The 12,510-nt window shown below is 47.1% G+C and carries 13 protein-coding genes; 4 read left to right on the forward strand and 9 right to left on the reverse strand.

What is annotated here, in order from left to right:
• Positions 1-83 precede the first annotated feature (83 nt).
• From ACLGGO_RS22705 to ACLGGO_RS22720, 4 genes are all read left to right on the forward strand, one after another.
• Positions 84-461, forward strand: a complete 378-nt coding sequence (locus ACLGGO_RS22705) for an Hpt domain-containing protein (RefSeq protein ID WP_446421010.1) — start codon at positions 84-86, stop codon at positions 459-461.
• Between the two features lie 20 nt (positions 462-481).
• Positions 482-1,720 carry a sensor histidine kinase gene (locus ACLGGO_RS22710; RefSeq protein WP_446421011.1) on the forward strand — a complete coding sequence of 413 codons (1,239 nt, stop codon included), beginning with the start codon at positions 482-484 and terminating at the stop codon, positions 1,718-1,720.
• A gap of 429 nt (positions 1,721-2,149) precedes the next feature.
• Complete coding sequence (locus ACLGGO_RS22715) at positions 2,150-3,796, forward strand: S-layer homology domain-containing protein (RefSeq protein WP_446421012.1); 1,647 nt, start codon at positions 2,150-2,152, stop codon at positions 3,794-3,796.
• Between the two features lie 92 nt (positions 3,797-3,888).
• Positions 3,889-4,494, forward strand: a complete 606-nt coding sequence (locus ACLGGO_RS22720; protein WP_446421013.1) for a hypothetical protein — start codon at positions 3,889-3,891, stop codon at positions 4,492-4,494.
• Between the two features lie 225 nt (positions 4,495-4,719).
• Here ACLGGO_RS22720 and ACLGGO_RS22725 read toward each other — a convergent pair whose 3' ends face one another.
• The 9 genes from ACLGGO_RS22725 to ACLGGO_RS22765 all read right to left on the reverse strand — a co-directional run bounded on the left by ACLGGO_RS22725 (position 4,720) and on the right by ACLGGO_RS22765 (position 12,499).
• A complete protein-coding gene (locus ACLGGO_RS22725; protein ID WP_446421014.1) occupies positions 4,720-5,538 on the reverse strand; it encodes a Ycf66 family protein in 819 nt (272 codons plus the stop codon).
• Between the two features lie 497 nt (positions 5,539-6,035).
• Positions 6,036-6,155: a photosystem II reaction center protein PsbX gene (psbX, locus tag ACLGGO_RS22730; protein WP_446337189.1), complete on the reverse strand. Its 120-nt coding sequence runs from the start codon at positions 6,153-6,155 to the stop codon at positions 6,036-6,038.
• A 118-nt stretch (positions 6,156-6,273) separates the two neighbouring features.
• Positions 6,274-7,305: a DMT family transporter gene (locus ACLGGO_RS22735; protein WP_446421015.1), complete on the reverse strand. Its 1,032-nt coding sequence runs from the start codon at positions 7,303-7,305 to the stop codon at positions 6,274-6,276.
• Between the two features lie 342 nt (positions 7,306-7,647).
• Positions 7,648-9,462 (reverse strand): hypothetical protein, encoded by a 1,815-nt coding sequence (locus ACLGGO_RS22740; RefSeq protein WP_446336173.1) that lies wholly within the window; start codon positions 9,460-9,462, stop codon positions 7,648-7,650.
• 247 nt (positions 9,463-9,709) lie between these two features.
• Positions 9,710-10,246, reverse strand: coding sequence for a photosystem II cytochrome PsbV2 (psbV2, locus tag ACLGGO_RS22745; protein WP_446421016.1), 537 nt, complete (start codon positions 10,244-10,246; stop codon positions 9,710-9,712).
• 138 nt (positions 10,247-10,384) lie between these two features.
• Complete coding sequence (psbV, locus tag ACLGGO_RS22750) at positions 10,385-10,873, reverse strand: photosystem II cytochrome c-550 (protein WP_446421017.1); 489 nt, start codon at positions 10,871-10,873, stop codon at positions 10,385-10,387.
• Positions 10,874-11,075: 202 nt separating this feature from the next.
• Positions 11,076-11,213: a hypothetical protein gene (locus ACLGGO_RS22755; protein WP_446336171.1), complete on the reverse strand. Its 138-nt coding sequence runs from the start codon at positions 11,211-11,213 to the stop codon at positions 11,076-11,078.
• A 97-nt stretch (positions 11,214-11,310) separates the two neighbouring features.
• Positions 11,311-12,249: an acetyl-CoA carboxylase, carboxyltransferase subunit beta gene (gene accD / locus ACLGGO_RS22760; RefSeq protein ID WP_446421018.1), complete on the reverse strand. Its 939-nt coding sequence runs from the start codon at positions 12,247-12,249 to the stop codon at positions 11,311-11,313.
• 40 nt (positions 12,250-12,289) lie between these two features.
• Positions 12,290-12,499: a hypothetical protein gene (locus tag ACLGGO_RS22765; RefSeq protein ID WP_006100380.1), complete on the reverse strand. Its 210-nt coding sequence runs from the start codon at positions 12,497-12,499 to the stop codon at positions 12,290-12,292.
• Positions 12,500-12,510 lie beyond the last annotated feature (11 nt).

Genomic DNA, 12,510 nt, shown 5'->3' on the forward strand with positions numbered 1-12,510 from the left:
CCTCTATTCTTCCGGCATCCCGCTATCCCTCCTCACCCTACGAGAGTTGAGGGTGAGGACTCCCGCGAATACGTTGAAGTTTTTTGTCTGAGTCGGATTTTTCGCCTATCAATCCCACCAACAGTATAGAAATCGACTTTGATCGCTTAGAGGAAGTGAGTCTAGGCGAAGTCGAGTTAAAACGCGAACTGCTCGTCGCCTTATTGGAGGTCATTCACGTTAATCTAGAAGCGATTAAGCAAGCTGAAGCCGCCAATAATTATCTCACTGTCGCACGATGCGCCCATCAGATCAAAGGAGCTGCGGCTAATATGGGCGTTTCCTCACTTAGGGCGATCGCGACTGAATTGGAGCGTCAGGCAAAAGCCGAGAAGTTGTCCAGTGCTACCGATCTGCTTGTTGCACTAAAAAGCCAGGAGTTAGGGGTACAATCTTATATTTCTAACCAACTCCCCGAATAAAGCATTGCGGTTAATCGGCTATGGCGAAAATTTTAGTGGTTGATGACGATTTGACGGTTCAGCTTGTGCTGAGAAATCTACTCACCAGTCAAAGTCACGAAGTCGCGATCGCACAAAATGGAGAAGAAGCCCTACGCTATGTCAAATCACTCCATCCGGATTTGATTATATGTGATTGGATTATGCCGCGCCTAGATGGACTAGAAGTCTGTCGGCAAGTGAAAGCTGATCCAGAATTGGCAACCACGTTTATAATTTTACTCACCATGCGCGATCAAATTACCGATCGCGTTCAAGGCTTGGATGCTGGTGCCGATGAGTTTATCTCCAAACCCATTGATGTCGAAGAGTTATTAGCGCGGGTTAGGGCGGGGCTGCGATCGCGTCAATTAACCCAACAGTTAAGTCAAGCCCTGCGACAGTTGCAACAAACTCAGGCACAATGGGTGCAAACGGAAAAAATGGCAAGCTTATGGCAGCTTGTCGCCGGCTTAGCTCATGAACTCAATAACCCCGTTACATTTATCTACAGTAACATCAGTTACCTTGAACGCTATACCCAAGACCTCATTGAACTCCTCAATCTCTACCAAGGAATCACACCGAATCCTCCCCCGGATGTTATTGAGAAAATTGAAACCATTGATCTGAACTTTCTCATTGATGATTTGCCTAAAGTTTTATCATCGATGCGTCGAGGAACCCAACGCATTCATAAAATGGTTCTTTCTCTGCAAGAGTTTTCCCAGCAAAACCGTTCTGGCTTGCAAACAGTTGATATTCATCAGGAGCTTGACAACACATTATTAATGTTGCACTATCGCTTACAATCTCCAGAACTAGATATCGAGGTCGTCAAAGACTACGGAAACTTACCCTTACTCGAATGTTATGCCTGTCAGTTAAATCAAGTGTTTCTGAATATTATTAACAACGCCATTGATGCCATCAGAGAAGAAACTCGTACAATACCCGCTCGGATTATTCTCCGGACGGAACAATTAGAGAACGAGCGTGTGGTTATTCGCATTGCCAATAACGGGTCTCATATCCCCTCAGACATTAAAGCTCGCATATTTGATCCGTTTTTCACCACTAAACCCATTGGTACGGGTACTGGCTTAGGACTAGCAATTAGTTACCAAATTATTGTCGGACAACACAAAGGTTCAATCCAATGTCTATCAGAACCCGGTACAGATACAGAGTTTCGGATTGAGCTGCCCACCTCTGTCAACGCAAAAACCATTTCCAGTTAAGCAACAGGGGAGCATGTAACCTTTTGTCCTCCTGTAGGGGCGACCCCCTTGCAAAAATCAACAACTGTATCCATTCAATGGGATCGGGTCGCCCTTTACTCAAACCTCCGTGTCATTTTAGCCAAAGCCAGCTATTATTGTTAAATTAACATTTAATAAGCTTGAAGGTGTCCCACGATATAAAAGCAAAATTGGTAAGCACGTTAGATAATGCTTGACATTTTAACAACTATTGTGTAAATGTCTGGAAAATTCCGTTAAACCCTGTCGGGCTATAACAGAAGTATCCACGCCAATTTTTTAGATAAATTAAGGCATTAATCGGCAAAACTCATGTACCTTTGAGGTAACAACGAGAGCTTCGGGAGCATAGCAAAAGTGATGAGGAGATATAGGTTTAAGGGTTGTTTCGAGCCAATCGGCAAAACTATGCACCTTTGGGGGTATCAGGTTCTTGGTTCAGTGTTGGGCAGCACGTTACTTAGTGTAGCAGCCAACATAGCCAGTCCTCAGAATATTGCCCAAGCCCAAACTAACCCACCAACTAATCAAAAAGGCTCACTAGGAGAATCACTCCTAAATAACATGCTGGGTGCTGATGCCCTGCGCCCCCAAAACTCTGCCCCAAATACAACTCAACCTGCCCAAACAGCACCGAAATCGCCGCCTAGTCGTGGGATGCAACTCGTGCAAGCCACAACTTTTCCAGATATTCAAGGCAATTGGGCGCAAGCCTTTATCGAAGCCCTAGCCGCACGGGGAATCATCCAGGGATTTCCCGATGGGACATTTAGACCAAATGCCCCAGTCACCCGCGCTCAGTTTGCGGCGATGATTCGTCAGGCGTTTGACCAACCCCTGGAACGTCCAGGAACTCAGTTTGCGGATATCCGGGCTAATTTCTGGGCATTGGATGCCATTCAAGAAGCGTATCGTATGGGATTCTTGGAAGGATATCCTAATAATATATTTCTTCCCGATCAAAATATCCCGCGTGTGCAAGTGCTAGTGGCATTAGTCAGTGGGTTGGATTTATCGGCTCCCGCTCAAAGTACAGCCATATTAAATCAAATCTTTCAGGATGCCGCTCAAATTCCTGGCTGGGCGCAGAATAGCATTGCCGCCGCCACAGTGAACCAGATGGTGGTGAATTACCCCAATGTGGCGTTCTTGAATCCGAATCAGACTGCCACTCGTGCCGATGTAGCCGCCTTTATCTACCAAGCATTAGTCAGTCAAGGTCAATTACCCCAACTCCCGCCCACCACTGTAGCAACCCGTTACATTGTGGGGTACGAACCCATTGCCCAAGAACCCCCAACACCACCAACACCGACACCGGAACAAGTTGCTGCCTTGCGACGGCAGTATCTCCTTCCCGCACCGCCTGTGGAGGAACGATTGCGTCGGATTGTGGTTGGCGGTTCTAGTATTAATACTCCAACAGCCTTTGGCGCTCAAACGGGGGATATATTCTTCGGTGCTACCTATCAAGAGCAAGTACGGTTTTTCAATGAAGACGATGGTGCTGTTGTTGTCGGTTTTGGCGTCGGTGATGCTAGGAGAATTGTTGCCCTAGAAACCGCTGTTTCAATTTATGACTTATTTGGCGATACCTTTGAAGATGGCGGAGTTAGTTTCAAACTTCACCGCTTAATTGGTGATGATCTCGCTGTGGCAATTGGTGTGGAGAATGCCATTGTTTGGGGTAATACTGATGGCGACCAAAGTGTTTATGGGGTTGTCAGTAAAGTTTTCCGTTTGCGAGAAAATTCCAGTGAGCCTTTGAGTCGGCTAACTGCCTCGGTTGGTCTCGGTGGGGGGCGTTTCCGCTCATTAGATGATATTGAGGATAAAGAGGGTTCGACTAATGTTTTTGGTAGCATTGGTCTACAAGTTGTAGAACCTGTTACTTTAATCGCCAATTGGACGGGTCAAGATTTATATTTAGGCGCTTCAATTGTGCCGATTCAGGGGGTTCCTCTGGTGATTACCCCGGCTGTGGCTGATGTGACAGGTAATGCTGGTGATGAGCCTCGGTTCATTTTGGGGATTGGTTATGGGCTATCGTTCTAAAAAGTAGAGATTGAGCCACCTTCAATTCTCGGCGTAGGGGTATAGCATCGCTATGCCCATTACTCAAGTCAGTTATATTAAGGAGTAGAAAAATGAGACATTTGGCGTTTCAGTTAGGACTGAGTTTAACCGTAGGCGTGGCAGGAATTTTATCGATGACGGCATCAAGCCATGCCCAGCCTGTTCTGTCTGATGTTACGGGGAATATTATCACCACGAGCGATATTGTGGGTGATTATTTTGGTCGAGGTGGGGGTGGTGAGCTGCGTCTTGTGTTTGAAACATCTGAGATTAGGGCAAATGTTTTCGATGCAGCGGGTATCGTGAATGAACGACTTGCCCAACGGAATTTGCCCGGTGTGGGGAATGACACGTCTCCTATTCCCGGATTCGTCCAGGAAAACTTGGTCTCAGTTTTGACGGGAACAGGTAACGTTGAGGCTGGGGTGAGTCAAATTCAAAACGCCCTCGTGAATGCTGGGGCAAATCCCACCCTTGCCCAGAATCTCGCCACTAGCTTATCCGGATTGACAGCAGGTGGTGACGTGAATGCCGCTCAGTTTGCGGCTGTAGTGGAAGCGTACAATGCTTTAATTAATGCCAGCAGTTTCGAGTTTTTACGGGAACCGCCGGAAGAACTGCGGGCAATTCGTTCTGTTCTGGCTATTTTATTAAATGCGGCGTTGGCTAGCAATTAGGCTAGGAAGAATGGCACGCTCGCCTTCTGCCTTTTGGGGTCGCCGAATTCCTTAATATACCGTAGGGTGGGCATTGCCCACCAGCAAGCCAGTCAGTACCATTCAAACTAGGAAGCATGATAATTAGTAGGTTGGGTTCTTGGAACGTAGGCGTGACGCTTGCGCGATCGCGACCTAAGGAACGTCAGTAACCCAACTCTACTAACGTGGCACACCTAATTGAATTTAGTATTCTGAACCTTTAGGTACGTAATCATCTTCATCATCATCCTCCAAGGGATCGATGGGTTTATAATCCACATAATCACTGGGAGGCGGTTCTACCTCCTGTGCCGCCACGGATGAAGCTGATTCTTGGGGAGGACGACGCCTTCTAGGTGGAGATTCTATGTCGGGTTCAGGGTTGCGACTCGGTGGACGCGAAGGGCGAGGACGACGAGTGGGAGTCGGTTTATCGTCCCAGTCATTCTCTACATCAGCTTCCCATCGTTCCGCAGGTGGTCTTGAGGCACGAGTTGCAGGACGTGGACGGCGTTTACGGGAGCGTTCTTCTGGAGGGAAGTCATCGGAGACGCTTCGACTTCTAGGACGGCGAACCTCGGCTTCGTACCTGTCGCTGCGGTTATAACGAGAATCGGCTGTTCCCCGGAGGCGACGACCAATGTAGGGATCTTCATCTTCCATTGGTTCTAGTTCATCTAACTCAGCCACCTGGCGATAAACATTGCTCACCGGGCGTTCTTCATCCACAATTTTTGTGTTGCGCTTGGCTTGTTCAGTGGTGATACCACGTAGACGAATGGTTTCAACCGCAAAGAAAATGGCAGAACCCGTCAGCAGAAACTGACCAAACTGGAGAATGGGATCAAGTCGCCATCCCTGGAATAACAGAATAAAGCCGCATAAGAGTCCGACAGCGGCGAAGAATATATCATGATCTCGTGCTAATTCCGGACGTACTGAGCGCAGGAAATAAAGCCCTGCTCCGGCAACTGCCAAGAAAATACCCAGAATACTGGCTGAGTTCAGCCCAAAATTTACCATTCCTGCTCTCCTAAGTCAGTTCTTTGACATCCTCCACCCACTAACCAATCGAGCGGTATAGTAGGGGATTTCCCAGAAAGGTAATTGAAAAGTGAAGGGCTTCACCTATTCTTCCTTTCTAGTTCGGTTCCTAGGCTCCCCGCTATGGCGGCAGCGATATCTCCTTCCTTTTGGGATTCCCTGTTGATTCAGGGACAGGCATAACTTTCGGGCTGACCACCCGTAGAGAAGCTATTCCAAGATTTTGTGCGGCTCTTTAAATTCACGCTTACGCGGTGAAGCTGACCAGGCTCACATGCTCATAGTAGCGAGTTTTGCCAATAAATCTCTACCTTAAAGTTACTATGCCCAAATTTGTTTACTCAGTTGGGCATAGTATCCAATACGGCTCGGATAAGTACTACACCGTCTTAGAAAGTTCTCTAGATAGGGACAACAGGGTAGCCTCGTCGCTACCCTGTTCCTTGACGAGGGTTTGACAAATGACGCTCCCAAACTTAAGAGCGTTGGATTTTATCCTTCTGGCTGATAAAGATTAGGGCAATGGTGGCGGGAACAACCACAATCACCCCACCCAAAAGGAGACTCCATAAAAAGTTGGCTAATGAGGGCGTCATAGAACTTTAATCCTTGTAACTAATGTTTATACTAATTTTAACTTAACTCGCTCCATCCCCATCCATCTAGACGGTGGGGCTGTTGACATCTTATCCAAGATAATACCCAAAAAGCCAACTACGGCGTTATTTGTGGCAGGTGGGGCAGTTGTTTCCCAGCAGCTACACAAAGCGCTGGTTGGGAGTCATTCGCCATAAGCTCAGAAGCGTATTGACTCGATTTAGCCACATAGATGCCTAGTAAAACCACAGCAAACGCGAATCCGTTAAACAGGCTTAAGTGTTCTGAAAACAGAACCCACGCCACCAAAGCTGCCAGTAGGGGATCAAGTAGCAGGAACACACCCACTAATCCAGAAGACAAGCGTTTGAGGCTATATGCCTGAAGTCCTTGACCGACGACTTGACAGACAATAGCTAAACCGATAACTGATAACCATCCTGAACCCGAAATCGGGAATAGTCTGTCTTCGGTTAGCAGTACCACGGGAAACGTTACCACCAATCCGACTAAACAGCACCACATAATAATGGTTGTGGCATCCCACTTGGCACGCAATTTTTCAATCAGCATTAAGTTGGCGGCTGAAAAAAGTGCTGATAAGAAAGCAGCAATATCCCCGGCAAAGTTATCCGTCGCTACTTGTAAATCACCAAGTCCTAGCGCTGTTGCTCCCACCATTGCCATCATCAAACCAATCAGGAATTGACTGTCAAAACGTTGACCGAATATCAGCCATACTCCTAAGGTCGTGAATAAGGGAGTCAGGTTGTGTAAGATAGTTGAATTGGCAACACCTGTTTGGGTGAGAGACCATGCCCAAAGTGCCAAACAACCCCAGAACATCACTCCAGCCGCGATCAACATGAGCCAATCGCGAACTGTATAAGCTGACTGAGGTACGGACAATTTTTCATGCCCTTGCGATCGCGCCTTCGACTGGTTCAACAGCCATAAGACTAAAAAGGCAATCCAGAATCGGTTAAAGATTGTGGCAAACGGACCGAGTTCCCGTTCACTCAATCGGATAAATATAGCAGCAAGGGATAAAGCGACGATGGCAGTAAATATGGCAAATAGAGCCATCATCGTTGGACTGGGATTTATCGGGGATTGGGATAATTGTAACTGTTGAGTTTTCTGTATCATTTAAAGTCCCTAGAAAATAACTTTATCTTTTAATCGAGATAAAAATTTTTGAGCAATTTTATGGATCACTCGTTAATTCCGGAACCTCTTGCCCAGCCATTTTTATAGATTTTTTCTTGTTCTCAATTTAAATATCTCTATTAACGCTACTAGTTATCTTAAGGTTTGATAGGGAGCTAAACTTCTATTATTTTGTATTTTGTTACTGAAAGTAATATTTTGATACATTACCTAATCCGCCAAGAAGTCTGCCGCCATAATCTATGATTTGGCGGTGAATAGAAGGCTGCACTTGTTAGCAAGCTTGTTAACTGGTGGGTATTTGAAGCCGAGCTGAACTAGCTACTGAGCTGGATTATGTGCCTGGATCATCACACCCTCTGGTGTATAAACCTCTACTCGCAGTTTGGCATTATCGCTAATCACTTCCAACGCTTCTCCCAAGGTCAAAATATGATTCACAATACCCGCATGAGCCTGTGAGTCTCCTTGGCTTCTAGCACTTAGCGCTCGCTGTTGCACCATCTGGACATAAGCAGGTGTCAACTGAACCTTAATCATCTTGTTGTCAATCGTATAGCTACAAATGCTGGGTTTCCCAAAACAGGTTTGACTGAGATCCCGACGAGCTTGTTGCATCTTAACGGCTAACTGAAGCTGGTTTTGAGCCTGCTTGAGCGCACCTCGATAGGGTTCCACTAGGGATTGTGACTTGGTATAGTAATAGGTATCTTTGGGAACCTGATTAACATAAGTTAACGCATTTCGCCAGTGAATCAGGGCGGCTGACCATTGCTTGTCCGTTTGAGAATCCGTTGCCAGTTGAGCCAAGCGCACGCCTTGATTATAGGCATTGGCAGCAATTTGCTCACTCGTTTTGCGATCGCGCGCATTAGCGAGTTTCGGTAAATACAGCGCCAATAACTCTTGGGCTTCCTCATAGGGGGTTGTCCCTTGGGGAATCTGTTTGAGACGCTGCATCGACGCTTGCCAAGTCGCATAAACCAATTGCCAGTCTGACAAGGATTGGGCAATTCCTTGACGCGCCTGTGCCATCCGCGCTGCTTCTTGAGCTGCTTTTATATGTTCCTGTGCTTTCCGTTCTTTGAGCAGTCGCTGATTAATTTCTTCTAAATTCGTCTTATACGCCTTAATTTTGGCTTTGGCTAAGGGTTGGAGATTGCTATCGGTGGGGAGCTGTTCCAGTTTAGCGATCGCGTCTCGCCAGAGGTTCTGAACCTCCCGCCACTTCGACTCTGGATGGGGCGGGTTTTGGCTCTCATACCCGGCTCTAGCCGCCGTTTTCAGCGCCTCTACCATATCCGCCACTGTTTCCGAGTGCGATTGATAGATTTGCAGTTTTTGTTGAGCTTGGCTGTGGTAACGTGACCAAGGCGGAATCGCCGCAACCAATTGAATCGCCTCTTGTAGCTGTTCCTGTGCTTCCAAAACTGCTTTTCCCGATTCTGGGTTTTGCAGAGTTTTGGTTGATTTTTGGCTTAACTGTTCTGCTTCTGGCAAAACCGCACATTCACCCATGACACAAGGACGAGTTAGGACATAAAGCGTGCTAAAGAAAACCAGCAAACTCAACCCAGCACCCGCTACCACCAACGGCAGTAGGGATGATTTTAACCTAACCTTGACTGACGGGGGTTTTTCTGATTCTGACGCATCGGCTTCATCGTTTACTTCTGGAATCGGTTGATCCCACGGATGGGATGATTCAGCTTGTGTTTCGTCCGAGTCTGAGTTTTGTGGAGTTTCCGTTTCAGACGGGGGGTTAGTCTCCTCTGTGGCGTTCGTTTCTACCGAATCTGCATCAGAGGGGGTTGTGGTTTCGGGTTCAGGTTCAGGCAAATTTAGGAAGAGCGATCGCGAGACGTAAGGTTTCTTTTCTCCAGCTCGCAGCAGGTTAACTCTTGCTTGTTGAGCCACCAATGGATATTGGCTGCGGATCGTTTGTTCTAAAAACGCGAGAATCTGGTCTTGATCCAGCGTCGCTTCGGCGGGATGCTGTACCCAAATCGCTAACCGTTCATCACTTCGCCGACACCGAACTTGAACAGGAATGCTCTCATGCAGGTATGACTGCAAGTCCTCCTGTAAGCAGTTGCCTAAATCCGTTAATTCCTCTGGGCGCGTCGCTGTTTTCATTTGCTCAAAGTTTGAGCGCTACTCTCAAAATTTACACCCCATTATGACGTATTAGTAGTGGAGCTGGGGAAGAAGCGAGATCAGGGCACGATACTATCGTGCCCCTACGAATCAATTATCCCTAAGCTTTGGTAGGGACACGGCATTGCCTTGTCCGATTATCACCATAGCTTTCCCATCTCCCCTATCTTCCTCATCTCCCTCATCTTCCAGACGTTCCACGCCTTACGTCTCTACTTCCACAACGTTAAGTTGAAGCCTTTTCTCCCCAGCCTGGAGCCTTTTGAGCGGCTCTCAGGACAAATGCGGCTAGCTTTTCAATTTGCTCCTGTGGCATCCAAGTATCTGGAACTTGGCGACACCAAAAACTTGAGGCACTGCCATCATAGGTCATGGGTTCTCTGAGAAAAGAGATAATCCCATCAACATTATCGCGAGGTGGGGTAGCTCCCGCCAATGTTTCCAGTCCCAGGGAAACTCTCGGATCTTGTAGGGTGGTTCCGCCAACATGACAATTAATGCAATGGGCTTTAAACAGTTCTTTCCCCTCAGCCAAATCGTCTGGGGTGAATTCCTTTGTCTGTCCCTGTTCATTGACATCTAAGGCAATGGGTTCAGTCACCTTTAAAAAACGTTTAACGTAGTCATCGATCGCATAAGCGGGTGAGCTGACCATAAAGACGACACACAGAGCCATCAACATAGCGAACAGACTGCGAACTGAAAAAAACTTATATCGGAATGAATGGCTAAATTGAAAGCTTTTAATCCTATTATTCAGCATTAGTTTCTAGTTTTTCATCTTTTGCTTTTGCTTATTGAAGGGTTGAGCCGTAGCCAATTAAACGGTGAATGTTTTTACCTCCAACCTTTTAATCGCCTCCTTTCAACCCTCCAATGAATCATTCAAAAAAATTCGGACTTAGCTAACAGCCTTACCACCTCCCCACATGATACCTTGAACTTTTGGTTGGACTAGCATATAACCCGAGATCGCCTCAAGGTCATCTTCTGTGAGATTTCTCATCTCAGGGAAGATATCGGCGCTGCGAGTACTGGGGTGGAACTCATAAATCTCTGTAAATCCATCGTAGGTTGTGGGGTTTTTGATGTAGTCTACGAGAGCGGCGATGTTATCGCGACGGGGGAATGCCCCTTGCAGATCCTCTATCTTTAAGGTGACGTTGGGGTTTGTCTTAGTTCTGCCGCCGAGATGACATTGACTACAGCTATCGATAAACAGGCGTTGACCTGTCTTGAACTCGGCTAGGCTGACAACCTTAGTATCACCCTGTTCATTCACGGGAACAGTACGAACGTCCTGACTCAGTTCCAGAGCGGTGGCGCTACTCACCGCTATTTGAAACACAAAGAATACCATTGCCACAGCCAGCAATATCAATCGTTTCATTCGGGGTTCTCCTTGGAAAATTTGGCTTACTCGTCTTTAATGCATGAAAATTGCTCAACCTGTAGCTTATCCTCTACCTGAAGGGCACCGCCGTCAACCACTCATGGGGATCAAACCGACAGTCTGCACGTTTAAAGATGTCACACTACGGATTTTCAGTGAACTTTTAACAGAAAACAGGGAATGCACAAGCCGCCCATTTTCAGTCTTCAATGATTCCCAACGGTTTACCTGGATCGGGTATCTTTTTTGTGGGAACCGTGTATTCGGCAGTAATGTCCACCTTTGATCGGTCTGCAAACCCCATAATAATTGACTGACGAAATTGAGATTGAGTCACTTCACTATGAATATGATGCCATCCTGGGGGCGTCTTTCTCTCAAGAAGTTTTTTACATCAAAGATTTATAGGTAAAAACTCACAAAACTCTCCCCCCTTAAAACTCAGTTTTGAGATCAGCGCCTTTCGCCATCAACGTCATCGGTTCAGAATGGGAAACCACAGTAGGTGAGGTGGGGAAGGGTTGATGAAGACGAATAAGCTGCGCCAGTGTCTTTTTCAACTGAGTGCGAGGAACAATCGCATCAACAAAGCCGTACTGGAGTAGATATTCAGAGGTTTGAAAGTCGTCGGGGAGTTTTTCGCGCAGCGTTTGCTCAATCACTCGGCGTCCCGCAAAACCGATGGTAGCTTTGGGTTCGGCTAAAATAATGTCTCCTAACATAGCAAAACTAGCAGTAACGCCTCCCGTGGTGGGATGGGTTAACACAGGGATATAGAGTAGGTTAGCTTGACGATGATGTTCCAGCGCCCCAGAGATTTTCGCCATCTGCATCAGGCTTAACATGCCTTCTTGCATTCTCGCCCCCCCAGAGGCGCATATAATTACCACAGGTAAGCGTTGGCGGGTGGCTTGTTCGATGAGGCGGGTCAGTTTTTCGCCCACCACCGAACCCATACTACCGCCCATGAATCGGAAATCCATGACGCCTAGGGCGATGGGTAATCCATGAAGCTGTCCGATTCCCGTTTGCACGGCGTCAGTGAGTTGAGTCTTGTCTTGGTAATCTTGTAGGCGATCGCTATAGGATTTGCGATCGCGGAATTTTAGCGGATCAGTGGGGCGAATTTGCTCATCCAGGGGTATCCAGGTATTCCCATCAATAAGCTGGCAAATCCGTTCATCGCTATATACCCGGATATGATGACCACATTCGGAGCAGACCATTTGATTCGCTCTCAGGTCTTTAGTATAGGTGAGAACCGCGCACGCCTCACATTTTGTCCACAATCCATCAGCAATCTCCCGTTCCCGTCGTTGTTGGGGAATCGGTTCTGATTTTCGTCGATTGGCAAACCAGTCAAATAAAGACATGAAATGTTTTAATTCCTTAATAATTATCCGAGATGTCTGCTTATTCCTCGTCTGGAGAACTTAGCAATAGCAAAGCTGTCCATTGATCATAGGAGCGAACTTGCAACGCAGCCGGACTCCCCGCCCCAAAATAGGACGGGATACCCTGGTCAATAATCCGACTAGGGATGTCGTGAGCTGCCAGAACCTGCTGCATCAGCTCGGCTTCCCAGCGGGTATGAGTTGTTTTCAGGGTGATCCAGGTGGTCAAAATAAAGCAGG

The sequence above is a fragment of the Coleofasciculus sp. genome (assembly GCF_046565525.1).
In the GTDB taxonomy this organism is placed as follows: domain Bacteria; phylum Cyanobacteriota; class Cyanobacteriia; order Cyanobacteriales; family Coleofasciculaceae; genus Coleofasciculus.